This window comes from Sphingomonas kyeonggiensis (genome assembly GCF_014196745.1).
Taxonomy (GTDB): Bacteria; Pseudomonadota; Alphaproteobacteria; order Sphingomonadales; family Sphingomonadaceae; genus Sphingomonas; species Sphingomonas kyeonggiensis.
Genome location: NZ_JACIEH010000001.1, coordinates 1,640,519 through 1,663,891 on the forward strand (window position 1 = coordinate 1,640,519; position 23,373 = coordinate 1,663,891).

The 23,373-nt window shown below is 66.8% G+C and carries 21 protein-coding genes and 1 tRNA gene; 6 read left to right on the forward strand and 16 right to left on the reverse strand.

Annotation, left to right across the window (positions count from 1 at the left end; genetic code table 11):
* The first annotated feature begins 99 nt into the window (after window positions 1-99).
* From GGR46_RS07835 to GGR46_RS07855, 5 genes are all read left to right on the forward strand, one after another.
* Window positions 100-189, forward strand: a tRNA-Ser gene (locus tag GGR46_RS07835).
* A 61-nt stretch (window positions 190-250) separates the two neighbouring features.
* A complete protein-coding gene (locus GGR46_RS07840; protein ID WP_183996143.1) occupies window positions 251-952 on the forward strand; it encodes a tetratricopeptide repeat protein in 702 nt (233 codons plus the stop codon).
* A gap of 557 nt (window positions 953-1,509) precedes the next feature.
* On the forward strand, window positions 1,510-4,020 hold the full coding sequence (locus GGR46_RS07845) for a TonB-dependent receptor domain-containing protein (RefSeq protein WP_183996145.1): 2,511 nt from the start codon (window positions 1,510-1,512) through the stop codon (window positions 4,018-4,020).
* A gap of 122 nt (window positions 4,021-4,142) precedes the next feature.
* Window positions 4,143-5,999: a methyl-accepting chemotaxis protein gene (locus tag GGR46_RS07850; RefSeq protein ID WP_183996147.1), complete on the forward strand. Its 1,857-nt coding sequence runs from the start codon at window positions 4,143-4,145 to the stop codon at window positions 5,997-5,999.
* A 92-nt stretch (window positions 6,000-6,091) separates the two neighbouring features.
* Window positions 6,092-7,129: a DUF2332 domain-containing protein gene (locus tag GGR46_RS07855; protein ID WP_183996149.1), complete on the forward strand. Its 1,038-nt coding sequence runs from the start codon at window positions 6,092-6,094 to the stop codon at window positions 7,127-7,129.
* Window positions 7,130-7,145: 16 nt separating this feature from the next.
* Here GGR46_RS07855 and GGR46_RS07860 read toward each other — a convergent pair whose 3' ends face one another.
* The 15 genes from GGR46_RS07860 to rpsB form a co-directional block, all read right to left on the reverse strand.
* Entirely contained in the window at window positions 7,146-7,664 is a 519-nt protein-coding gene (locus GGR46_RS07860; RefSeq protein ID WP_183996152.1) for a hypothetical protein, read from the reverse strand.
* A gap of 96 nt (window positions 7,665-7,760) precedes the next feature.
* Window positions 7,761-8,018, reverse strand: a complete 258-nt coding sequence (locus tag GGR46_RS07865) for a PilZ domain-containing protein (protein WP_246425922.1) — start codon at window positions 8,016-8,018, stop codon at window positions 7,761-7,763.
* 139 nt (window positions 8,019-8,157) lie between these two features.
* Complete coding sequence (gene rpmE / locus GGR46_RS07870; protein WP_086130097.1) at window positions 8,158-8,388, reverse strand: 50S ribosomal protein L31; 231 nt, start codon at window positions 8,386-8,388, stop codon at window positions 8,158-8,160.
* Window positions 8,389-8,506: 118 nt separating this feature from the next.
* The gene (gene fabZ / locus GGR46_RS07875) at window positions 8,507-8,986 is read right to left on the reverse strand and encodes a 3-hydroxyacyl-ACP dehydratase FabZ (protein WP_343058077.1); all 480 of its coding nucleotides are present in this window, start codon (window positions 8,984-8,986) and stop codon (window positions 8,507-8,509) included.
* Complete coding sequence (locus tag GGR46_RS07880) at window positions 8,983-9,735, reverse strand: OmpH family outer membrane protein (protein WP_221262584.1); 753 nt, start codon at window positions 9,733-9,735, stop codon at window positions 8,983-8,985. Before GGR46_RS07880 ends, fabZ begins: the two co-directional genes overlap by 4 nt.
* Window positions 9,735-12,563, reverse strand: coding sequence for an outer membrane protein assembly factor BamA (bamA, locus tag GGR46_RS07885; RefSeq protein WP_183996156.1), 2,829 nt, complete (start codon window positions 12,561-12,563; stop codon window positions 9,735-9,737). The genes GGR46_RS07880 and bamA overlap by 1 nt, the downstream gene beginning before the upstream one ends.
* Before the next feature lie 68 nt (window positions 12,564-12,631).
* On the reverse strand, window positions 12,632-13,765 hold the full coding sequence (gene rseP, locus GGR46_RS07890; RefSeq protein ID WP_183996158.1) for an RIP metalloprotease RseP: 1,134 nt from the start codon (window positions 13,763-13,765) through the stop codon (window positions 12,632-12,634).
* Entirely contained in the window at window positions 13,762-14,919 is a 1,158-nt protein-coding gene (gene dxr, locus GGR46_RS07895; RefSeq protein ID WP_183996160.1) for a 1-deoxy-D-xylulose-5-phosphate reductoisomerase, read from the reverse strand. Before dxr ends, rseP begins: the two co-directional genes overlap by 4 nt.
* Window positions 14,916-15,710: a phosphatidate cytidylyltransferase gene (locus GGR46_RS07900; protein ID WP_183996162.1), complete on the reverse strand. Its 795-nt coding sequence runs from the start codon at window positions 15,708-15,710 to the stop codon at window positions 14,916-14,918. The genes dxr and GGR46_RS07900 overlap by 4 nt, the downstream gene beginning before the upstream one ends.
* Window positions 15,707-16,438, reverse strand: coding sequence for an isoprenyl transferase (locus GGR46_RS07905; RefSeq protein ID WP_246425923.1), 732 nt, complete (start codon window positions 16,436-16,438; stop codon window positions 15,707-15,709). The genes GGR46_RS07900 and GGR46_RS07905 overlap by 4 nt, the downstream gene beginning before the upstream one ends.
* Window positions 16,439-16,492: 54 nt before the next feature.
* A complete protein-coding gene (gene frr / locus GGR46_RS07910; RefSeq protein WP_183996166.1) occupies window positions 16,493-17,050 on the reverse strand; it encodes a ribosome recycling factor in 558 nt (185 codons plus the stop codon).
* Between the two features lie 13 nt (window positions 17,051-17,063).
* Window positions 17,064-17,795 (reverse strand): UMP kinase, encoded by a 732-nt coding sequence (pyrH, locus tag GGR46_RS07915; protein WP_183996168.1) that lies wholly within the window; start codon window positions 17,793-17,795, stop codon window positions 17,064-17,066.
* A gap of 145 nt (window positions 17,796-17,940) precedes the next feature.
* On the reverse strand, window positions 17,941-19,908 hold the full coding sequence (locus GGR46_RS07920; protein ID WP_183996170.1) for a glycoside hydrolase family 84 protein: 1,968 nt from the start codon (window positions 19,906-19,908) through the stop codon (window positions 17,941-17,943).
* A 159-nt stretch (window positions 19,909-20,067) separates the two neighbouring features.
* On the reverse strand, window positions 20,068-21,000 hold the full coding sequence (gene tsf, locus GGR46_RS07925) for a translation elongation factor Ts (RefSeq protein ID WP_183996173.1): 933 nt from the start codon (window positions 20,998-21,000) through the stop codon (window positions 20,068-20,070).
* A 216-nt stretch (window positions 21,001-21,216) separates the two neighbouring features.
* Window positions 21,217-22,014, reverse strand: coding sequence for a 30S ribosomal protein S2 (gene rpsB / locus GGR46_RS07930; RefSeq protein WP_183996176.1), 798 nt, complete (start codon window positions 22,012-22,014; stop codon window positions 21,217-21,219).
* Between the two features lie 357 nt (window positions 22,015-22,371).
* Here rpsB and GGR46_RS07935 point away from each other — a divergent pair, with 357 nt between their 5' ends.
* A complete protein-coding gene (locus tag GGR46_RS07935) occupies window positions 22,372-22,590 on the forward strand; it encodes a hypothetical protein (protein ID WP_183996178.1) in 219 nt (72 codons plus the stop codon).
* Here the strand turns inward: GGR46_RS07935 and pssA are convergent.
* A complete protein-coding gene (pssA, locus tag GGR46_RS07940) occupies window positions 22,541-23,326 on the reverse strand; it encodes a CDP-diacylglycerol--serine O-phosphatidyltransferase (protein ID WP_425506542.1) in 786 nt (261 codons plus the stop codon). The genes GGR46_RS07935 and pssA overlap by 50 nt on opposite strands.
* Window positions 23,327-23,373: the final 47 nt, after the last annotated feature.

Below are 23,373 nucleotides of genomic sequence, written 5' to 3' on the forward strand. Positions count from 1 at the left end.
TTTGTGCCACAGGGAGACCGGATGCAGAACCCCCCGACGTCCGGTTTCGTCAACAAATAGTAGCGGATCGTCGATAATCCGGATAGCGGAGGCCCCAACGGAAAGGTGGCCGAGTGGTTTAAGGCAGCGGTCTTGAAAACCGCCGTGCGCGGAAGCGTACCGTGGGTTCGAATCCCACCCTTTCCGCCATATCTCCCAAGGGGGTACGGCAATGTGCAGAGACTGGATCTCAGGAATCGCCGCCATCGCCTTGATCGCGCCCATCGCCGCGATCGCCGGGCCGTGCGAGGAACGCGCTGCCCAGGCCGCCGCGATCCAACCCGACACCGAGAAGGCCTTCGCGCTGATAAAGGCCCAGGACAGGGCCGGCTTCACCGCAATGCTGCCTGCCCTGCAGGCCCGCTTCGCCGCTCTCCCCGCCACCATGCCGGCCGCCGAGCGCTGCGGCAGCGACGTGCGCGTCTATGACGAGCACCAGTATCGCGCCTATGATGCGGCGAAGAAGGCCGGCCAGGCGATCGACGGCTTCCCCGCCACCGCCAATTTCGTGCTGACCAACCTCCATTATGCCGAACTCGCCTATGCGGTCGGCTGGATCCAGTATGAGGTGCAGGACTTCGCCGGTGCCAAGGCCAGCTATGCCAAGGGCCTGGCGATCGCACCCAACCAGCATGACCTGACCAAGGAATATGTCGCGACCCTGTTGAGCCTCTCCGCCTATGGGGAGATGGGCCCGTTCATCGACCGTTTCCTCGCGACCGACAGGGACCTGGCCGGCACCGAGCGCGCGAACCTGATCGCGGCCAAGGGAGTTGCCCTTGTCGGCCTGGGTGACCTTGCCGGCGCCACCAAGGCAGCCGACCAGGCCAGGGGGCTCGATCCGGACAATGAATATGCGCAAATAGTGCTGAATCTGGTCGGCCAGCGCGGCCAAACCACGCCACCGCAATAAGCGCCAGGGACACTTCTAGCCGCAATCCGCGGGCAGGCACGACATGTGTCCAATGCGCAACAGCTGATGCGCCATCCGCAACAGCGCAGAGCACCTTCCCGCGAGAAGCCGTTAGTTCTCAGCGATATACAGAATCTGCGCAGAATATATATTTTGCGTAGTTTCGACACGCACGGGAAACGCCCGGCTATATTACTCGCGTGGCCCTCCGGCCGCATGAGGGGGAAGGAGCAAGTCCAGGCGCGACTGTCCGGCACGGGCAGCGAAAGACCGTAAGTCAGGCAGCAACGGCGCATCTGGCCGTTCCGCCCTGTCGAAGCGAGGTGCTGTTGGGGGACAGCGCCGCGCGAACGCACATCCGGCATTGCAGCACGGCCCACCCGTATGACCTCGGTCGCACGGGACAGCCCCCGCGTGCCCGGCGCGTCCGCATCGCCCCGGCAAGGCCCCTCCGTAACCAGCTTCAGCTTCGCCCGGCGCGGAGCACCAGAACATACGAGAATTCCAGGGAAACAAGACCCTTGCGGGTCACCATTTTCAAGGTGGGTAAGCATAGCATGAAGAAGCATTTCCTGTTGATCACCGTCGCCCCGTTCGCGCTGATCACGCCGGCCCTGGCGTCGGAGACCACGCCGACCGCACCGGTCGTGGCCGGCAAGGACGCCAAGCCCGAAGGCGAGACGCAGAACGCCCCGGCCGCCAAGAAGACCGAGGAAGTCTTCTCGACCGGCGTCGCCAAGGGCCGCGACCGCCTGGACAGCGCCACCTCGACCAGCGCGCTGCGCGCCAGCGAGATCGAGAAGATCGGCGCACGCTCGATCTCCGAGATCCTGCGCGACATCCCCGGCATCCGCTCGGAAGCATCGACCGGTGAGGGCAGCGCCAACATCACCATCCGCGGCCTGCCGATCGCCTCGACCGGCGCCAAGTTCCTGCAGCTGCAGGAAGACGGCCTGCCCGTGCTCGAGTTCGGCGACATCGCCTTCGCGACCGCCGACACCTTCCTGCGCGCCGACCTGAACCTGGCCGCGGTGGAAGCGATCCGCGGCGGCTCGGCCTCGACCTTCGCGTCGAACTCGCCCGGCGGCATCGTCAACTTCATCTCGAAGACCGGCGACACCGAAGGCGGCGCCGTGCAGCTCTCGGCCGGCCTCGACTATGGCATGCGCCGCATCGACTTCGACTATGGCGCGAAGATCACCCCGACGCTGCGCTTCCATGTCGGCGGCTTCTACCGCGACGGCGAAGGCCCGCGCGCGACCGGCTTCACCTCGACTCGCGGCGGCCAGATCAAGCTGAACGTCACCAAGGAGTTCGACGGCGGCTATATCCGCTTCTACGCCAAGTATCTCGACGACCGCACGCCGGCCTACGACATCACCCCGATCGCGGTGAGCGGCACCAACGCCGATCCGAAGTACAAGAACATCGCGGGCTATGACGTGCGCCACGACTCGCTGTTCTCGAAGTTCTACCAGACCCAGCTGACCCTGAACGGCAACAACCAGCCGGTCCGCGACGACGTCACCGCCGGCCAGCACCCGATCCAGAAGTCGGTGGGCCTCGAGGCGAAGTTCGACATCGCCGGCTGGGACGTGACCGAGAAGTTCCGCTACTCGAGCATGTCCAACCATTACATGGGCATCTACTACACCCAGTTCGTGCCCGCGGCGGCGATGCCGGCGGCGTTCGGCGCCCCGGGCGGCACGCTGCGCTATGCCAGCGGCCCGAACACCGGCACGGTGATCGCCAGCCCGAGCACGCTCAACGGCAACGGCCTCGGCGCACTGATGATGCTCGCCGACACCGACCTGAACGACCTGAGCAACGTCACCAACGACATCCGCGCCAGCAAGGTGTGGAAGCTCGGCGGCCATGACCTGACCACCACGGTCGGCCTCTACAGCTCGCACCAGAACATCGACTCGGACTGGAACTGGGCGACCGTGCTCAGCGGCATCTCGGACAATGGCGATGCCCAGCTGCTCGACGTCGCCACCGCCGGCGGCGTCAAGGTCACCCAGGACGGCACGCTGCGCTACGGCGCGCCGACCCCGGGCCAGTTCCGCCGCGGCTACAAGCTCGGCTACACCACCAACGCGCCCTTCGCCTCGGTCAACCTGAAGATCGGCGGCGTCGCGATCGGCGGCTCGATCCGCTATGACTTCGGCAAGGCCGAAGGCACCGTGTTCGGCGCCGACCTGGGCGGTGGCCGCGTCGGCGTCGCCCCGCGCGACGTCAATGGCGACGGCGTGATCTCGGTGCCGGAAATGGCCGTGGCAATCACTCCGGCCACCCCGGGCGTGGTCGATTACACCTATGGCTATCTGAGCTATTCGGCCGGCATCAACTGGCGCATCGCCGAGCCGCTCGCCGTGTTCGCACGCTACAGCCGCGGCGGCCGCGCCAATGGCGATCGCATCCAGTTCAGCCCGCTGGTCAACCCGAACACCGGCAAGATGGTCGACAAGGACAATGCGGTCGACGTCGTTCACCAGGCCGAGGCGGGCGTGAAGTACCGCAACGACAGCCTGACGCTGAACCTCACCGGCTTCTGGGCCAAGGCCGAGGACAGCAACCTCGACTCGACCACCGGCCTGCCGCTGCTGCGTGACTACAAGGCGATCGGCGCCGAGTTCGAGGGCAGCTACCGCTGGGGCATCTTCAGCCTGACCGCGGGCGCGACCTATACCGACGCCGAGATCACCAACGACGTGTTCACCCCGGCGAACAGCGGCAACACGCCGCAGCACCAGGCGAAGCTGATCTACCAGGTCACCCCGCAGATCACGACCGACAAGTTCAGCGTCGGCGCCGTGGTCATCGGGACGACCGGCAGCTGGGCCACCGCCGCGAACACGCTGAAGGTGCCGGGCTACACGACGACCAACGCGTTCGTGCAGTTCCGTCCGCTCGACCGCGTCACCCTGTCGGTCAATGCCGCCAACCTCTTCGACGTCATCGCGATCACCGCGATCGACGACGCGGTGATCCCGGCGGTGGGCGTGGCCCGGGCCCATGTGCTCAACGGCCGTACCATCTCGGCGGCGGTCCGCTTCGACTTCTGATCGGGCAAGGGGCCCGGGCTGCGCGAGGGGGCGCGGCCCGGGCCTGATCGACAACCGAAGGCCCCCTTTGCGGGTGGCGGCATCTGCGGTCGCGGGAACCGCCACTTCGAAAGGCTAGAAATATGCTCAAGGCCATGAAGATACCCAGGAAGCTGGGACTCTCCTTCCTGACGATCTGCGCGACGGCCGCGATCGTGATGCTGGTGTTCTACTCCAGCATCTCGTCGATTCGGGGCTCGACCGACGCGAACAATCTCAGCCAGTCGATCCACGCCAAGACGCTTGGCCTGGAGACCGCGCTGCTGCGCCAGAACAGCCAGATGCGCGGCTTCCTCGTCACCGGCGACGAGACCTATCTCAAGTCGTACAACGAGGGCCGCCAGGACTATGACAAGACCTCGGCCGAGCTGCAGGAGCTGCTCAAGGATTCCAAGCTCGAGGCGGCCTTGCTCAAGTCGCGCGAGGAAACGCTCAAGTGGCGCAAGGACTGGAGCGACCGCCTGATCGCAAAGGTCAAGGCCGGCCAGCGCGACGCGGCCGAGGCCGAGGTGCGTGCCGCCGGCAAGGCGGTGCTGACCAGTGCCGCCGTCCTCCCGCTGCGCGAGATCAAGGACGCCCAGACCGCGCTGATCGAGAAGAACGGCGCCAGCCAGGAATCCGCCATCGGCACCGCGCTGTGGGTCCTCGCCCTCGGCGCGCTCGCGCTGATCGGCATCGCCGTCACCCTCGCGGTGATGCTCACCCGCCTGATCGCCGCCCCGGTGTCGGGCCTTACCCGGACGATGGCGGACCTCGCCGCCGGCCGGAACGACATCGCCGTGCCGGACACGGATCGCGGCGACGAGCTGGGCGACATGGCCCGCGCGGTGCTGGTGTTCCGCGACGCGGCCGTCGCCAAGCAGGCGTCCGATGCCGCCAATGCCAAGGCCGAAGCTGTGCAGAAGATGGTCGTCGAGACCGTCTCGGCGCATCTCTCCGAACTCGCCGGCGGCAATCTCACCGCCGAGATCACCCAGGCCTTCCCGGGCGACTATGAAGCGGTGAAGACCAACTTCAACGCCGCGGTGGGCGAGCTGCGCGCGCTGATCGCCTCGGTGATGGAATCGACCCAGTCGATCAACACCGGCTCGAACGAGATCGCCCAGGCCTCCGAAGACCTGGCGCGCCGCACTGAAGCGAACGCTGCCAGCCTCGAGGAGACCGCTGCCGCGGTGACGCAGATGAACGGCCGCCTGCGCGCGACCGCCGATGCGGCCAACCGCACGGTCTCGCGTGCCGACGAGACGATCGCCACGGTCACCAACGGTCGAGAGACCGCCGACGAGGCGATGCAGGCGATGACCCGCGTGGCGGACAGCGCCAAGGGCATCGACAGCGTCATCGAGGGGCTGGACAAGATCGCGTTCCAGACGCGCGTTCTCGCCATGAACGCGGCCGTGGAAGCGGGCCGCGCCGGCGAGGCGGGTCGCGGCTTCGCGGTGGTCGCCGATCTCGTCTCGGCGCTGGCGATGCGGGCGGAAGAGGAAGCGGGCCGCGCCCGCGACCAGCTGACCGCGACCCAGACCGACATCGTCTCGGCCGTGGACGCAGTGCGCAAGGTCGACGGCGCCCTTGCCGACATCTCGACCGGCGTCGGCGAGGTCCATTCGCTGCTCGGCGAGATGGCCACCGACAACCAGGCCCAGGCCACCGCGATCAGCGAGGTCAGCACCGCGATCGGCGCAATGGACCAGTCGACCCAGCAGAATGCGGCGATGGTCGAGGAAACCTCGGCAGCGGCACGTCACCTCGCCAGCGAAGTGACCACGCTGTCCGAGCAGGCCCGTCGCTTCAAGGTTGGCGAGGCCGGCCATGGCGGCGGCCGCAAGCCGGCGCGTGGCGGGTTCGACATCGCGGCCAGGCCGCTGCCGGCCGCCGCGATCCCGGCGCTGGTCCGCCCGACCAACGGCGCGGCACTGGACGACTGGCAGTCCTTCTGAAGGCAACCAGTCCGGCGGCATGACGCCGCCGGACTGGCGCTTTTCCGTACCTGAATGTCTCCGCTCCCCGAGGGGCGGCAAGGAAAACGACAATGAACATGATGGTGCCTGCCGCCGCGGGTGAGCTCCACCGCCAGGCCCGGGTCGCACGGCGGCTCGGCTCGCCATTCGTCGCGTCGGTGCTCGAGGCAGGCCATCGCCAGCTCTATCTCGCGCCGCGCACCGCAGAATTCATCGCCGGCTGGCCGGGCGACCCTTCCGCTTCGGCCCTGGCGATGCGTTTCAATGCCGCGCTACACGCGCTGGCGCGCCGGGGCGAGCCCGCGGCACTTCGCGCGCTCTATGCCCGCGAGCATGACGATTATGACGGCGCGATCGGCGCCGCCCTCGCCGCCTCGGACGATTTCATCGCCCGCTGGATGCAGGATACGCCCCAGACCAACGAAGTCGGCCGTGCCGCCGCGATCGGCGCCGCGCTGATGGTCGCGCACCGCAGGTTCGGCCTGCCCTTCGAGCTGCTCGAGCTGGGCTCCAGCTGCGGGCTCAACCTCAATCTGGCGCGCTATGGCTATGATCTGGGCGGAGTGCTGGCCGGCTGCATGGACTCGCCGGTGCACATCGTGCCGCTATGGACCGGGCCGGCGCCCCTTCCCGCTCCCATCGAGGTCGCCGCCGCCCGCGGGGTCGATCTCAACCCGCTCGACGCCGGCGATGCGGAGACGCGCGAGCGACTGCTCTCCTATGTCTGGGCCGATCAGCCCGGCCGCGCCCGCCGGCTGGAGCGCGCGCTCGATCTGGCGCTGCGCCATCCGCCGCGGATCGACCGGTCCGACGCCGCCTCCTGGCTCGTCGCACGCCTGGCCGAGCCGCAGGAGGTAGGGCGCTGCCGCGTCGTCTTCCACTCAATGGTGCTGCAATATTTCAACGGCGAGGATCGCGGAACGGTGCTGCGCGCCATCCACGGTGCCGGTGCCCGCGCCACTGCCGAGCGTCCGCTGGCCTGGATCAGCTTCGAATGGACGCCGACGCGCAGCGAGGTCCATCTGACGCTGACCTGCTGGCCGAGCGGCGAGACGCGCAGGCTCGCGACCTGCCATGCCTATGGCAACTGGATCGACTGGCTGGGATGAAGGAAGGTCCAGGGGATCAGTCCCCGGGCATCGCCTTCCACAGGGCCGAGGCGACACCGCCCCCACCAACGCTGACCGGCGAGGTGCTTTCCTTCCCGTCGATGCGCAGCACGAGCATCGTGCTCAGCGCCGAACGGCGGAAACGCGGCTTGCGATGGTCGGAAAGCGTATCGTACACCGCCCAGCTGGCCCCGCGGGCGCTGGTCGCGTTCTCGCTGTTCTCGACTGCCGTGAGGTTCCAGTTCGGCGCTGCCTTGAGCTCCGCGCCCGGGGCGCCGGACTGCAGTCGCACGGGCGGATGCGAAACGGTGGCGGTCGATAGATCGGCGCGTTCCAGCCCGCGATAGGCGATCGGAACGAACGTGGCCGGCCGCTCGGTCGCGACCTTCCTTCCCGGAGCCACAGGGACACGCGCAGCGCCATCGGCGGCGAGCATCGCCTTGAGATTCGGGACGATCGGCAGATCCTTATCGCCTGCCATGACCGTGGTGGGCGCGGCACATGCCGCCGCGCAAAGCAGCAGACCCTTGAGCATCACCAGTTTCCCCAGCAGGTGAAGTTCGCGAAGAGTGTCTTAGTTTGAACACATGCGCAATCGCCACACGCCTCACTTCGGCGCATGGTGCCATCGTTATGCCGTAAGTGTCTCGAAAGCTTCGGGAGTAAGTGCGGCCTGGAACTCGAGGCCCGCCTCGAAATCGTTCGACCAGATCACGCGGGCGGCGACATGCCCCACATTGGGCAGTGCCAGCCAGATCATCGAATTGGCGCGGACTTCGGAATAGGTCTGGATTCGCGCGCCGTGCAGCGACACGTCCACTACCTTGCAGAGCGCGCGGTCCAAGCCGCCACGACCGATCTTCGCATCGAGCGAAACCGGCGCACGCATGGAACGCCGCCGGCCCAGTTCCTCGGCCGGTTCGAATTCCGCTGCGAATGCTCGTGCTGCGCTTGCCATGCCAGACAAGCTAGACTCGGCTGGCTAACGGCGCGTTAACGAGGCAACGCGCCGAAAGCCCACCAGAATTTTACTTCTTGCCGAGGTTGAGGCCGCCGAAGCGCTTGTTGAAGCGCGCGACCTGGCCACCCTGATCGAGGAGACGCTGCGAACCACCGGTCCAGGCCGGGTGCGCCAGCGGGTCGATGTCGAGGGTCATCGTGTCGCCTTCCTTGCCCCAGGTGGAGCGGGTCTCGTACACGGTGCCGTCGGTCATCTGCACCTTGATCATGTGGTAATCGGGGTGGGTATCTTTCTTCACGTCGAATTCCTTGGAAAGCCGCCGGTTTCCGACCGGCAGAGCGCGCGCCCCTAACAGAGACGCGAGCGCCGCGCAACCTGGGGGCTGCGCGGCGCCGGAAGTCGGAAAAGCCCTGGCCTCAGGCCGAAGGCGGATCCGCGATCATCGCGGTGAATTCGCACTCGGTGGCGACTTCGCCGTTCAGCATCGCCCTGCCCGCGAACTTGCAGACGCGCGAACGCTTCTGGATGAACTCGACCTCGAGACGCAGCAGCACGCCGGGCTCGACCGGCTTGCGGAACTTCACCCCGTCGATCGACATGAAATAAACGAGCTTGCCCGAACCGGCGAGGCCGAGGCTCTCCACCGCGAGCACGCCCGCCGCCTGCGCCAGCGCCTCAATCTGGAGGACGCCGGGCATGATCGGCCTTCCGGGGAAATGCCCCTGGAAGAATTCCTCGTTCATCGAGACCGCCTTGATCGCGACGATTCGCTGGTCCGGGACCAGTTCCTCGACGCGATCGACGAGCAGCATCGGATAACGGTGCGGCAACGCCGCCATCACCCGCTGGATATTCAGCGGGCCGATGTCGGCGGCTACCGTTGCTTCCTCGCTCACCGCGGCTCGGCGGGCTTCTTGGCGCCAGCCGGTGCGGCGGGAGCCGGAGCTGCCGGAGCGGCGCCCGCGCGCTGCTGCTGGGCAGCGGCCTGGTAGGCGCGGATCTGCTCGATCTGGGCCAGCTGCTGCTGCATCGCCAGCGTCTCGCGGGCGGGCTGCCAGTCGGCCGGCGGCTGGATGCTCACGGTCGGCACCGACTTGTCGAGCTCGGCGGTGATCGCGTCGCTGATGTCGGCCGAATCCGGCGCGTACATGAACACTTCCGGCGACAGGATCACGCCGACCTTGCGAGCCGTGACGACACGCAGCTGGGCCGCTTCATACTGGCGCAGGATCGATTCGATCGCGAACAGCTCGGCGCGTGCAGCCGGGTTGCTCAGCTTCTGGACGTCGGTGTTCGCGGCGTTCTGCAGCGCCGTGATCTTGTCGAGGACCGGGTTCTTGGCAGCCTGGGCAGCCTTGAGTTCGTTGTCGTCGACCTTCTTGTCCTTGTTGGTGTCGAGCTGGGCGAGAAGCGGCTCGGCTTCCTTCTGCGCGGCCTGGCGGCGCGCATTGATCTGCTCGAAGGCCGCCTTGTAGGTCGTCTGGATCTGCTGCTGCGCGGCAGAGAACGCCTTCGAGGCATCGACGACGCGAACCGGGCTGGCAGTGGCGATGCTGCCGCTGACCTGCGCGTGCGCGGGGGCCGCGACGACGAGCGCGGCAGGAGCCGCCAGCAGCGCGGCGAGAATGCGCTTCTTGGTAATCATCAGAATTGAGTCCCTACGTTGAAGGTTACAAGCTTGGTGTCGTCGCCCTTGGCGTGGAGCAACGTCTTGGCCACGTCGATACGCAGCGGGCCGAAGGGGGAATTCCAGTTCACGCCGAAGCCGATCGACAGGCGCGGCGAGGCGCTGTTGCCGACATAGCGCTCATAGACCGGCGCGATCGGGTTGTTCACGATGGCGTTGACCGAGGTACCGACGCACGGATCGCCTGCCTTCGCGGCATAACCGACCTTACAGGTGGTGTAGAAGCCCGAGTTCACCGGATCCGACGCGCTCACGGCGAAGAGCTGCTGGCCGGTGGTGGGATCCTTCAGGAAATTGTCCCGCGGAAGCAGCGACGGCGAGCCATCGGCGTTGAACGCCGGTTTGCCGTCCGAACCGACCTTCTGACAGAAGCCATAGGGCGACGTCGGGCACGCCGGATCGACACCGACCGACGACCCCGGACGGGTGATGTTGAACAGGCTGCCAGCCATGATGAAGATCGACGGACGCAGGCCCATCTCGGCCGCACCCGCGCCCAGCGGGATCTCGAGCTCGGCCTTGGTCAGGTAATAGGCCTTGCCGCCGATCGCGTCGTCGATGATCTGGTCGCGGTCGGTGACCAGCGCCTGATCGCCGCCCGCCACGCTGCCGGTATAGGCGATGCGCTGCACGCGCGGGCCGACGCCGCGGATGTCGAAGCCGCGGAACTGCGGCTCGCCCAGATAGAAGCGGTCGGTGATGCGAACCGAATCGATGCCCGCGCCACGGCTCTTCTCCAGGCTGTGGATGTAGCCACCCTCGGCCGAGACCGAGGCGATGAAGCCGCTGCCGACGTTCCAGTATTTGTCGGCGTCGAAGCGCGCACGCAGATAACGCACGTCGCCGCCCACGCCGGCGAAGTCGCCGCTCAGCGACAGTCGCTCACCGCGCGACGGACGCAGGCGGCTGTTCAGGCTGTCATAGGTCAGCGTCAGGCCGACCAGCGAGGTCAGGCGGTTGCCCACCGCTTCGCAATAGTAGCGCCCCGCGATCTGCGGATCGCAGGTATCGCCCGGGCTGTTGCCGCGAACGCCGTCGCTGTTGCTGTCGGTATAGAAGTTGCTCTTGTCGAGCGTGACGTTGTCCTTGGCCAGATAATAGCGGGCCGACAGCGTCCAGTATTCGGTCAACGGCACGCCGGCGACGATCTGGGCACCGGTCGAAACCTGGCTGTAGGTCGTCTGGCGGTCCGAACCGAGATAGTTGAACGCGTTGTAGTCGCGGCGGAAGATCGTGCCGCCCAGCGCGATGTTCTTGTCGAACAGATAGGGCTCGGTGAAGCCCAGCTCGACCGACTTCGAATAGCTCGAATAGTCGACCGAGGCCGACACGGTCTGGCCCATGCCGCGGAAGTTGCGCTGGCGGATCGAGGCCTGAAGGATGAACTGCTCGAGGCTCGAGAAACCGGCCGACAGCGTCAGTTCGCCGTTCGCGCGCTCTTCGACGTTCGCCTTGAGCACGATGCGATCCGGCGCCGAACCCTCGACACGCTCGATCTCGAACTTGTCCTGGAAATAGCCCAGCGAGTTGATGCGGTCCTGCGAACGCTTGACCAGGAAGGTGTTGAAGGCGTCGCCCTCGGCCACGCGGAACTCGCGGCGGATCACCTTGTCCTGGGTCTGGCGGTTGCCGGTGATGTCGATGCGCTCGATGTACGTGCGGTTCGCTTCGGCGATGTGGAAATTCATCCCCATCGTCAGCGCTTCCTTGTCGCGCTGGAAGTCGGGGCGCACGTCGGCGAAGGCGTAGCCCGCGATACCGGCGGTCTCGCTCAGCTGTTCGACCGTGTCTTCCACGGCCTTGGCGTTATACCACTCGCCTTCCTTGATGCTCAGCGCGGCGGCGAGCTTCTTGTCGTCGAAGTCGCGGATCGCGCTGTCGACGGTGACCGGACCGAACTTGTAGCGGGGACCTTCCTCCACCACGTAGGTGATGATGAAGTCCTTCTTGTCCGGCGTCAGCTCGGCCACGGCCGAGATCACGCGGAAATCGGCATAGCCGTTGGTCAGGTAGAACTGGCGGAGCTTCTGCTGGTCATAGGCCAGGCGATCCTGGTCGTAGCTCGTGTTCGAGCTCATCAGGTGCGTGATGCTGGCGGTCTTGGTCGCCATCTCGCCGCGCAGCTTGCTGTCGGAGAACACCTCGTTGCCGATGATGTTGATCTGGCGGACCTTGGACTTCGGGCCCTCATGCACTTCGAAGATCACGTCGACGCGGTTCTGGTCGAGGCTGACCATCTTCGGCTCGACCACGGCGGCGAAGCGGCCCTGGCGACGATAGAGCTCGACGATGCGGGCCACGTCGGCGCGGACCGCGGTGCGGGTGAAGATCTGGCGCGGCGCCAGCTTCACTTCCTTCTTGATCTTGTCTTCCTTGAGCCGCTTGTTGCCCTCGTAGATCACGCGGTTGATCACCGGGTTCTCGCGGATGCGGATCACCAGGTCGCCATTCTCGACGCCTTCGATCGATACGTCGGCGAGCAGCTCGGATGCGAGCAAGTCCTTGATCGCCTGGTCGATCGTCTCGTTGGTGTAAGCGTCACCCACCCGCAGGCGGGTGTAGCTGAGCACCGTTTCGGGCTCGATGCGCTGCGAACCCTGCACGCGGATCGACTTGATCGTGCGAGTCACGGGAGCCGGGACCGCCGGAGCGGTCTGCGCAGCGGGGGCCGGAGCCGTCGTCGGGGCCGCAGTCTGCGCTAGCGCCGCGCCCGAGAGCATGGTGCCCGCGAGAAGGGTCGCCGTGGCGCGCGCGCCGATTTTCGTTGCCTTGATCGCAGTCACCATCCCACCCCAGTCGGAATCAAAATACCGGCCGTCAGCCACGCGGCTTGCACCGCCCTGCACGAACCGCATCAGCCGATCAACCCGGCCAAACTTCTCCACACGCCGAACGCGCCGAGATCATTAAACGTAACGAACAGCATGAGCGCCAGAATTGCGATCAAACCGCCACGATACGCCCACTCCATAACCTGAGGCTCCACCGGGCGACGACGGACAGCCTCGACTGCGTAGAACAGCAGATGCCCGCCATCCAGCACAGGGACTGGCAACAGGTTGATGAATCCCAGATTAATCGAGACTAGCGCAATCAGGCTGACCAGCGCCAGCGGCCCCATCGAGAGACTCTCGCCGGATGCCTGGGCGATCTTCAGCGGTCCGCCGAGCTCGCTCACCGGGATCCGGCCCAGAATGATACGCTTCAGTCCCTCGACGGTCACGTCGATGATCTCGCCGGTCTGGCGCATGCCCACGAGCGGGGCTTCCCAGATCGCCACCTGGCGGACCTGCTGGGCAGCGGGGCCGACGCCGAGCTGGCCGCGGGTCGAGATATTGCCGAAGCGATCCTTGAGCTTCAGCGTGCCGATCGTCGCCTGCACCTGGCGGGCCTGCCCGTCACGCTGGAAATCGATCGTCACCAGCTCGCCGGCACGCAGTGCGGTGAACATGCGCAGGTCGAAATAATCATCGACCGTGCGGCCATCCATCGCGGTGATGCGGTCGCCGGTCTTCAGACCGGCCTTGGCGGCGGCGCTGTTCGCCTGGACCTCACCGATCGTCGCCGGGGTGACATTCTCGCCGAACGCGACGGCGAAACTGCCCAGGATCGCGATCGCGATGAGGAAATTCATGATCGGGCCCGCCGCGACGATGATCGCGCGCTGCCACAGCGGCTTGGCCTGGAAGGTCCGCGCCCGCTCCGAGGCGGGCAGCGAGAGCCATTCCGGCGAAGGCTGACTGGCCGGATTCATGTCGCCGGCGAAGCGGACATAGCCGCCCAGCGGCAGCCAGCCGAACTTCCAGCGGGTACCGCGCCTGTCGGTGAAACCGGCCACCTCGCGGCCGAAGCCGATCGAGAATTCCTCGGCCTTCACGCCGAACCAGCGTCCGGCGAGGTAGTGGCCGAGCTCGTGCAGGAACACGAGCGGCCCGAGCACCAGCGCGAACGCGAGTATGGTGACCAGGATGCCGGGAGTTTGAATCAAGCGACGCCGTCCTTCACACGCTCGCCCGCGATCCGCCTAGCCTCGGCGTCGATTGCCCAAACGGCTTCGAGGCTTTCCGGAGCGACCGGGTCATAGCGATCAAGCGTATCGGCAGAGATTGCGGCAATTTCAAGAAAGTTGAGCCGGCCCGAAAGGAAGGCCGCAACTGCCACTTCATTGGCCGCGTTGAGGATCGCCGGACGAGCGCCACCAGCCTCCAGCGCCTCGCGTGCCAGCCGCAATGCGGGGAAGCGCACCGCGTCGGGCGCCTCGAAGTCCAGCCTTGCCATTGCCACAAAGTCCAGGGGCGGCATCGGCGTCGCCATCCGGTCGGGCCAGGCGAGCGTGTGCGCGATCGGCACCCGCATGTCCGAAGGGCCCATCTGTGCCAGTACCGATCCGTCGACATATTCCACCATCGAATGGATCACCGACTGACGATGCACCAATATTTCAAGCGCTTGGTTCGCCACCGGGAACAGCCGCGCCGCCTCGATCAGCTCGAGGCCCTTGTTCATCATCGTCGCCGAATCGACGGAGATCTTGGCGCCCATCGACCAGTTGGGGTGCGCACAAGCCTGGGCCGGCGTCACGCCGCGCATCGCTTCGAGGTCCCAGTCCCGGAACGGGCCGCCGCTGGCGGTCAGGATGATCCGCCGCACGCGCTCGGGTCGCTCGAAATCGAAGCACTGGAAGATCGCGTTGTGCTCCGAATCGGCGGGCAGGATCGTGGCGCCGTGGCGTCGTGCCGCCGCGGTCACCAGATCGCCGGCCGAGACCAGCGGCTCCTTGTTGGCCAACACCACGGTGCCGCCCTGCTCCACCGCCGCCATCGCCGAGCCGAGTCCGGCCAGCCCGACGATCGCCGCCATCGTCCATTCGGCTCCCATCCGCGCCGCCTCGCACACCGCCTGGGGACCGCCGGCGACGGTGATCCCCGTCCCCGCCAGCCGCTCGCGCAATGCGGGCAGGCAGCTTTCGTCAGCCACCACGGCATGGCGCGCGCCGGTCCGGATCGCCGCCGCGGCGAGCTTCTCGACATCGCAATTGGCGGTGAGCGCAACCACTTCGAATCGCTCGGGTTCCCGCTCGATCAGGTCGAGCGTCGAGCTGCCCACCGATCCGGTGGCACCCAGAATCGTCACGCTTTTCATCGAACGAGCCAGAGCACCAGCAGGGCAGCGAACGGCGCCGTCGAGACGAGCCCGTCGAGCCGATCGAGCACGCCGCCATGGCCAGGCAGCAGATTGCCCGAATCCTTCACGCCGGCGCAGCGCTTCAAATGGCTCTCGAACAGGTCACCCAGTTGCGCCAGCACCGCCAGCGCCGGCGTTGCCCAGGCCAGTGCCACGGGCAGGCCGAAGAGCCAGACCAGGATGAAAGCGAACAGCGTCGCGCCCGCCACGCCGCCCAGGAAGCCCGACCAGGTCTTGTTCGGGCTGATCGCCGGGGCAAGCTTGGGCCCGCCGATCGCACGTCCGGCGAAATAGGCGACGCTGTCGCACGCCCAGACCAGCGCCATCGCCCAGAAGGTGAGCAGTAGCCCTTGTACCGGCTGCTCGCGGATCGTCACCAGCGCCAGCACCGGCAGGCCGACATAGAAGGCGCCCAGGGCGAGCTGTGCGCCCCTGGTGACGATCGCCAGGAAGAAGAACACGCCGATGATCAGGCCGAGCGCGAGGAACTCCTGCCCGGCGCTGCCCAGCTCGGGGGTGAGCCCCGGCAGCATCGCGGCGAGCGGCACCGAGATCGCATATTGGGCGAGCCGCTTGCCCTTGAGGTTGGCGCCGGCGAGCATCGCCCATTCGCCCATCATCAGCACGCCGACGACACTCACCACCATCCAGAAGCCCACGCCACCGGAATAGAGCGCCGCAAAAGCCAGCCCGATCAGGATGAAGGCGACGCCCAGCCGGGTGGCGAGCTCGGAACCGGTCTTGCTCACAAGCCCCCGAAACGGCGCTGGCGGCGGCCATATTGATCGAGCGCCTCGGTCAGGGCCTTCTCGTCGAAGTCGGGCCACAGCGTATCGACGAACAGGAATTCGGCATAGGCCGCCTGCCACAGCAGGAAATTCGACAGGCGCTGCTCGCCCGATGTGCGGATCAGCAGGTCGAGCGGCGGCAGGTCGCCGGTGTCGAGTGCGTCCTGGAACAGCGCCTCGTCGATCGCGGCGGGGTCGATCTCACCCGCCTTGGCCTTTTCGGCCAGCACCCGCGCCGCTTCGGCCAGCTCGGCCTGGGCACCATAATTGAGCGCAATCACCAAAGTCGGCCCCGGGTTGTTCGCGGTGCGCGCGACCGCGCCGTCGATCATCGCGACCAGATCGGGCGAGAGCTTGCGCCACGCCCCGATGATCCGCAGCTTCACGCCTTCGGAGACCAGCTCGTCCAGCTCGCTCGCCAGGAAGTGGCGGAGCAGGCCCATCAGGTCCCGCACCTCCTCCTCCGGCCGCCGCCAATTCTCCGAGGAGAAGGCGTAGAGCGTCAGCACCTCGATGCCGAGCTTGCGCGCGGCACGACTGATCCGCCGAACGGCCTCGACGCCCTGCTTGTGCCCGGCGATACGCGGCAGCAGCCGTTTCTTCGCCCAGCGGCCATTGCCGTCCATAATGATGGCGACATGGCGCGGGGGCGCGGCGCCTTCCGACGCGGGGGCGGGCTTAGCGGCCATCGAAAACGCCACTGAGGTCATTCCGGCAAGCAACAGACAGGGCGTGCGCCAGGTTCACTTGCCGAGAATTTCCTTTTCCTTGGCGGCCGCAGCGGCGTCGATCTCCGCGATCGTGGCGTCGGTCAGCTTCTGCACCTCGGTCTCGTGGCGCTTGCGCTCGTCTTCCGAATAGACGCCCTTCTTCTCGTCGGTCTTCAGGCTGTCATTGCCGTCGCGGCGCACGTTGCGCGCGGCGATGCGGGCCGCCTCGGCATATTTGCTGGCGAGCTTGGCGAGCTCCTTGCGGCGCTCCTCGGTCAGGTCCGGGATCGGCAGGCGCAGCGTCTGGCCGTCGGTGATCGGGTTGAGGCCCAGGCCTGCCGAGCGGATCGCCTTCTCGACGGGACCGACATTGGACTTGTCCCACACCGTGACGGAGAGCAGGCGCGGCTCGGGCGCGGCGACCGTCGCCACCTGCGCGAGCGGCATGTGCGCGCCGTACACCTCGACCGTCACCGGATCGAGGAGCGTGGTGCTCGCGCGGCCCGTGCGCAAGCCCTGCAGGTCGTGCTTCAGCGACTCCACCGCGCCGTTCATGCGGCGCTCTAGGTCTGCCTTGTCGTAAGCGGCCATTATCGGCTCCTTCTTATGCGGATTGGGTTTCGTTCTGGACGATCGTCGAGGTGCCCTCGCCGCGGAGCACGCGGGTCAGGTTGCCTTCGTCGCGGATGTTGAAAACGACGATCGGAATGTTGTTGTCGCGGCAAAGGGCCACCGCGGAGGCGTCCATCACCTTCAGGTCGTCTGCGAGGACGCGGTTATAGTCCAGCGTGTCGTAGCGCTTCGCGGTCGGCACCTTCTTGGGGTCGGCATCATAGACGCCGTCCACGCTGGTGCCCTTGAACAGCGCGTCGCACTGCATCTCGGCTGCGCGCAGCGCCGCGGTGGTGTCGGTGGTGAAGAACGGCAGGCCAGTGCCCGCCGCGAACAGCACGACGCGGCCCTTCTCCATGTGCCGCTCGGCTCGGCGGCGGATGTACGGCTCGCACACCGAGGCCATGGGGATCGCGGACTGGACGCGCGTGTCCACGCCGATCTTCTCGAGCGCGTTCTGCATCGCCAGCGCGTTCATCACCGTTGCGAGCATGCCCATGTAATCCGCCGAGGCACGATCGAATCCCTGCGCAGCGCCGGCGAGGCCGCGGAAGATGTTACCGCCGCCGACGACCATGCAGATCTCGAGGCCGCTGTCCTTGGCATCCTTCACTTCGAGCGCCACGCGCTCGCAGGTGTCGGGATCGATGCCGAACTGCCCCTGCCCCATCAGGACCTCGCCCGAGAGTTTGAGGAGGATGCGTTTGAATCGGGGAGCGGTCATCGGAGCCTTTGGTTACTACGGATACTGGGAGCGGCGCGGACCCTAGAGGAGCGCGCACAAAGGAACAAGCGGGCGCACGGCCTATTTGCCATGCGCCCGCCCGTGACAGCGCTAACAGCTGTGGACGAGGCTGGATCGCGTGCGATCAGTCCTTCAGCGAAGGCGCCGGAGCGAGGTAGACCAGCCCCGGCGCATCGCTGATGAAGCGGTCCAGCACGCCATCGGAGACCTTTACCGGCCCTTCGAAGCGCGTCGCGCCGGGGATCGAGCGAATCGCTGCCGCCTTCCCGGTCAGCTCCGTCGCCTCGGCGAAGTAGCGCGCGACACCCGGCTGCCCGGCGCGGGCGGCAGTCAGGCCATCCACGGTGAGGCGCAGGGCGCGCGCCCAGAGCTGCGCCGCGTCGAGCCACGGGCCGGTCTCGCGCACGAAGCCGGGCACCACCACGCCAGCACGGATACGATCGGGCGCCGCGGCCAGTGCGTCGGCCGCCTCGCCAAGCGCTGCGAGCGACCCGGCGATGGCATGCGGGTCGTTGTCGGCCAGCGCATCGCGCGCCGTGTCGATCAGCGCCTTGAGCTTCGGCGCCTGGGGCTGCCAGGGCAGATGACCGAAGGTCGGCGCGACATGCTGGGTGTCGAAGAAGGTGAGCAGCGCCTCGGCGGTCTCGGCATCGCCGCCGGCCAGGTCGAGCGCCGCGGCGCGCCAGGTGCGCTGGACGTTATAGTCGCGGTCGTTCCACGAGAAGGCCAGCAGCCCCGCCACCGCCGGGCGGCTCGCCACCTCCTGGTTCATCGGGTTCGAGACGATGCCGCTGAGCTCGGCCGAAAGGCCCGCCTGGCGACGGTCATAGGGCGCCATCAGCAGTCGTCCGGTCGTCTCGCCGAAGTCGTTGACCGGATAATTGTCCCACAGCAGCGTCTTGCGGCCGAACGCCTTGGTCGCGTTCTTCGCGTCGGACACCGAGATCGAGGCCGGCACGACGTCGGTCCCCGTCCATTGCACGACCACGCGCGGGTCGAGCGCCTTGCGCAGCTCCGCCTTGTAGGGCGATTCGGTGGTGTTGTAATATTCGGTCGGCACCATGGTCAGCGAGCCATGTCCGGCCGCCGCCAGGTCACCCTGCACCGCGTTGAGCAGCTTGGCCTGCGCCGAAGCCGCGGCCTTTTCGCCGGGCTTGCCGAACTCGGCCTCATCGGCCGGGCAGTTCCACTTGGTATATTCGATGTCATCGAGCGCGACGTAGAAGCTGCGCACGCCCAGCCCGCGCAGCGCCGCGAACTTGCGGCGCACCGCCTCCAGGTCCTTCGGATCGCTGTAGCAGATCGTGGGCCCGGGCGAGATCGCGTAGACGAAATTGACATGCTCGCGATTGGCGACGTCCACCACCTTGCCGAGCGCCTGCAGCGTGTCGGCGGGATAGGCCTCGCGCCACTTGTCGCGGGCGAACACGTCGTCCTTCGGGCTGTAGATATAGGTGTTGGCCTTGAACCGGGCGAGGAACGCGATGTGATCCTCGCGCTCGGCCATCGACCAGGGCTTGCCGTAAAAGCCCTCGATCGTGCCGCGTACCGGCATCGCCGGATAATCCGACACGGTGACCGAGGACACGCGCCCGCGCGCCACGATCTGCCGGAAGCTCTGGGCGGCGTGGTAGAGCCCGTCCCCGTCCCTGCCCGCCAGCACCACCAGCGCGCCGCCGTCGCTCGCCTGGCTGGCAAGCGCATAGCCTTCGTCCTGCTCGGGCACCGACGCACCGCTCCGGGCCAGCGCGTCACGAACCGGCGCCGCGTTGCCTTCGCCGATCACCACATAGGTGGCGTCGAGCCGCTTCGGCAGCGCCGCTGCAATCCGGACGTCGCGCACGCCGGCGGTGGCGAGCACCTCGCGGACGAGCTTCTCGGTCGCCGCATCCACGCCCTTCGCGCGCACGAGCACCACCGCGTCGCCCAGCGCGAAGCTCGGCCCCGTCAGTCGCAGCGCAGCCGGAGTCGGGAAGATGGCGGGCGCAGTCGAAACCTGCGCGAACGCGGGCATCGCGCTCCCCATCGCCAGCGCCAGCACGGCACCCCGACCCGAAACGGCAGCAGCACGAAATGAACGGGATACTCGCATTGAACAGGCTCCTGCCGTGAAAGGTATTAGATTGGTAGGAAACCAAACACACATTGTCGAGCGGATCGACGCCGCCGACGCCTTTCAACGCAGCCCAAACGCAAACGGGCGCCGCCACCCTGGGGTGACAGCGCCCGCGCATTCAGGTCCGGGAAGACCTTACTTGGTGAGACCGGCGGTCGCAGCCACTTCGGCGGCGAAGTCGCTCTCTTCCTTCTCGATGCCTTCACCGAGCTGGAAGCGGACATAGTCGATCAGCTTGATCGACGCGCCGGCGTCCTTGGCAGCCTTGGCGATCACGTCGGCGACCGGGGTCTTGCCGTCCATGACGAAGAGCTGGCTGAGGAGAGCGTTCTCCTTCTTGAACTTCTCGATCGGGCCGTTGAGGATCTTCTCGGCGACCTCGGCCGACTTGCCGACGATCTTCTCGGCGTTCTTCTCGCGCAGGATCGCGGCTTCACGCTCGACGACTTCCGGATCGAGGTCCTCGACCGACAGCGCCAGCGGGAAGGCAGCAGCGACGTGCATCGCGATCTGCTTGCCGAGCGGCTCGAGCACGTCGACGCCGGCATCGCTCTCGAGCGCGACGAGCACGCCGATCTTGCCCAGGCCCGGGGCCTGCGCGTTGTGGACGTACGGGATCACCGCGCCCTGCGAGACCTGCACCTGCTTGGCGCGGCGCAGAACCTGGTTCTCGCCGATGGTCGAGATGTTGTTGGTCAGCACTTCCTCGACGGTGCCGGCGGGCAGCGGAGCCGCCTTGATGACGTCGATGTCGGCGCCCAGCTCGAGCGCGATCGCGGTCACGTCACGGACGAAGTTCTGGAAGATCTCGTTCTTGGCGACGAAGTCGGTCTGCGAGTTGACCTCGACGGCCACGCCCTTGGTGCCGGCGACGGCAACGCCGACCAGGCCCTCGGCCGCGGTGCGGCTCGACTTCTTGGCAGCGGCGGCCAGGCCCTTCGAACGCAGCCAGTCGCTGGCCGCTTCGATGTCGCCATTGGTCTCGGTCAGCGCCTTCTTGCAGTCCATCATGCCGGCGCCGCTCTTCTCGCGGAGTTCCTTCACGGCTGCTGCGGTGATCTCGGCCATGTTCAATTCCTCTAGCTGGCAGCCGGAACGGAGCCCGGCCATCTATGTAAAACCCGTTCGCCCTGCGCTCGTCGAAGCGCCGTTCTCTCTTGCCGGGCGCCGGAAGGAAGACGGTGCTTCGACAAACGCAGCACGAACGGGAGAATGGATCGGCGCCTTCGAACTGACGGCCGCCTAGTGCGTGCCTATGTCAGTTCGAAGACAGCCGGTTTCAACTTACGCGTCGATCTGGCGCTCGCCCTCGACGGCCTGCTCGGCTGTCTCGGTCAGGGCCGGCTCGACCGGAGCGACTTCCTGGGCGCCCAGGTCGACGCCGAAGCTCGCCTGACGGTCCTGGTTGCCGCGGGTCGCCGCAATGGCGATCGCTTCGCAGTAAAGGCGGATGGCGCGCGAGGCGTCGTCGTTCGCCGGAACCGGGAAGGCGATGCCGTCCGGGCTCACGTTCGAGTCGAGGATCGCAACAACCGGGATACCCAGGGTGTTGGCTTCCTTGATCGCCAGCTCTTCCTTGTTCGCGTCGATCACGAACATCACGTCGGGCAGGCCGCCCATGTCGCGGATGCCGCCGAGCGAGAGCTCGAGCTTGTCGCGCTCACGGGTGAGCTGCAGCACTTCCTTCTTGGTCAGGCCGTGCGTGTCGCCCGAAAGCTGCTCTTCGAGCGTCTTGAGGCGCTTGATCGACTGCGAGATGGTCTTCCAGTTGGTGAGCATGCCGCCCAGCCAGCGGTGGTTGACGAAATGCTGGTTCGCGCGGCGGGCTGCCTCGGCGATCGGCTCCTGCGCCTGGCGCTTGGTGCCGACGAACAGGACCTTGCCGCCGGCGGCGACGGTCGAGTTCACGAACTCGAGAGCGCGCGCGAAGAGCGGCACGGTCTGCGAGAGGTCGATGATGTGAACGCCGTTGCGCTCGCCGAAGATGTAGGGCTTCATCTTCGGGTTCCAGCGGTGGGTCTGGTGACCGAAGTGCGCGCCCGATTCGAGCAGCTGCTGCAGAGAGACGACAGGTGCCGCCATAGGGATAACTCCTTCCGGTTGTGCCTCTGGGAAGCGAGTGACCGAACGTCTGTCCGGCACCGGTTTATGATGCTTCCCATGCGGGTTGAGGCGGCGCCCCTAACCGAAAGCGCCAGCGAATGCAACCGCCAGCTCCCCTGGGCCCCATACGAAGGTTGGAATAGCCGCCGGGGACCGCCAGCCTATCTCCCTTGCGTACGGCATAGAACGCCTTTGTTCACTTTTGTTCCGTTTGCGTGTTGACAAAGGAACATCAGCGGAACATTAACCGTACATAAGCGGTTCAAGGAACGCAGCCAGCCCGCCGAACATTGGTTCCGGCATCTAGCGCGGTCCCTCGCCCAGGAGGAAGTCTTTATGGTTTCGCTGTTCGCTTATCTGCTGCTCGGCACCGCCTTCGCGGTTTCCCTCTGGACGATCGCCTCCTCGGTGACCGCCCAGCTTCCCCGCATGCGCGAGCTGCTCGGCCGCAACGTCGCCCGGCCGCTGCCCGAGCTGGTACCGACCCGCGTCACCGTGCGCTACGCTACTCCGGCGCGCCGTCCCGCACCGTTCCCGCTGCGCGCAGCTGCCTGACCCGGCGATAGCTGCGCACACTGAACGGGATCGAGACCAGATACAGGATCGCGATCACGGCCAGCGTCGGCCAGGGTGCTGCGACCAGCGCGGCGACCAGCACTACCAGCACCGCGACCGCCTCGAAGCGGATGCGCTGCTTCAGCCGGACATGCGGCGCGAAAGTCGCGACGCTGGAGATCATCAGCACCGCGATGAACGCCGTCCAGGGTGCGACGACAGCCGGCGAGCGCAAGTGCGGCTCGTCGGTGAACAGCCATAGATAGAGCGGCAGCAATGCCAGCACCGCCGCGGCCGGGGCCGGAACCCCGGTGAGAAAGCCTGCCGACTTGTGCGGTTGTTCCTCGGCGTCGATCTGCGCGTTGAACCGCGCCAGTCGCAACGCGCAGAACAGCGCGTGGATCAGTGCGATCATCCAGCCGAACCGACCCAGCGTCTGCAGCGACCAGAGATAGAGGATCAGCGCCGGCGCGACGCCGAACGAGATCGCGTCGGACAGGCTGTCCAGCTCCGCGCCGAACCGGCTCTCGCCGCGCATCATCCGGGCGATCTTGCCGTCGATGCCGTCCAGCATCCCGGCGATCAGCACCATCAGGACGGCAAGTTCCCATTTTCCGTCGATGGCGAACCGTATCGCGGTCAATCCCGAACACAGCGCCAGCGCGGTTACCGTATTGGGCGCGATGGCCCGCAGCGGTATCCCGCGCACGCTCCGGCCGCGCCGCATCCGCCGCATGCGGCGCGGCCGGAGCGTGCGCGGCAGTCGCGTGTCGCCGCGCCGGT

What these genes read in the sequence shown, in the direction of transcription:
- rpsB (WP_183996176.1), bottom strand. Translation starts at nt 22,014, where the DNA reads ATGGCGGCACCTGTCGTCTCTCTGCAGCAGCTGCTCGAATCGGGCGCG.
- GGR46_RS07845 (WP_183996145.1), top strand. Translation starts at nt 1,510, where the DNA reads ATGAAGAAGCATTTCCTGTTGATCACCGTCGCCCCGTTCGCGCTGATC.
- tsf (WP_183996173.1), bottom strand. Translation starts at nt 21,000, where the DNA reads ATGGCCGAGATCACCGCAGCAGCCGTGAAGGAACTCCGCGAGAAGAGC.
- GGR46_RS07860 (WP_183996152.1), bottom strand. Translation starts at nt 7,664, where the DNA reads ATGCTCAAGGGTCTGCTGCTTTGCGCGGCGGCATGTGCCGCGCCCACC.
- GGR46_RS07920 (WP_183996170.1), bottom strand. Translation starts at nt 19,908, where the DNA reads ATGCGAGTATCCCGTTCATTTCGTGCTGCTGCCGTTTCGGGTCGGGGT.
- GGR46_RS07865 (WP_246425922.1), bottom strand. Translation starts at nt 8,018, where the DNA reads ATGCGTGCGCCGGTTTCGCTCGATGCGAAGATCGGTCGTGGCGGCTTG.
- GGR46_RS07905 (WP_246425923.1), bottom strand. Translation starts at nt 16,438, where the DNA reads ATGGCCGCTAAGCCCGCCCCCGCGTCGGAAGGCGCCGCGCCCCCGCGC.
- GGR46_RS07880 (WP_221262584.1), bottom strand. Translation starts at nt 9,735, where the DNA reads ATGATTACCAAGAAGCGCATTCTCGCCGCGCTGCTGGCGGCTCCTGCC.
- bamA (WP_183996156.1), bottom strand. Translation starts at nt 12,563, where the DNA reads ATGGTGACTGCGATCAAGGCAACGAAAATCGGCGCGCGCGCCACGGCG.
- GGR46_RS07855 (WP_183996149.1), top strand. Translation starts at nt 6,092, where the DNA reads ATGAACATGATGGTGCCTGCCGCCGCGGGTGAGCTCCACCGCCAGGCC.
- dxr (WP_183996160.1), bottom strand. Translation starts at nt 14,919, where the DNA reads ATGAAAAGCGTGACGATTCTGGGTGCCACCGGATCGGTGGGCAGCTCG.
- GGR46_RS07935 (WP_183996178.1), top strand. Translation starts at nt 22,372, where the DNA reads ATGGTTTCGCTGTTCGCTTATCTGCTGCTCGGCACCGCCTTCGCGGTT.
- pssA (WP_425506542.1), bottom strand. Translation starts at nt 23,326, where the DNA reads ATGCGGCGGATGCGGCGCGGCCGGAGCGTGCGCGGGATACCGCTGCGG.
- frr (WP_183996166.1), bottom strand. Translation starts at nt 17,050, where the DNA reads ATGGCCGCTTACGACAAGGCAGACCTAGAGCGCCGCATGAACGGCGCG.
- GGR46_RS07850 (WP_183996147.1), top strand. Translation starts at nt 4,143, where the DNA reads ATGCTCAAGGCCATGAAGATACCCAGGAAGCTGGGACTCTCCTTCCTG.
- pyrH (WP_183996168.1), bottom strand. Translation starts at nt 17,795, where the DNA reads ATGACCGCTCCCCGATTCAAACGCATCCTCCTCAAACTCTCGGGCGAG.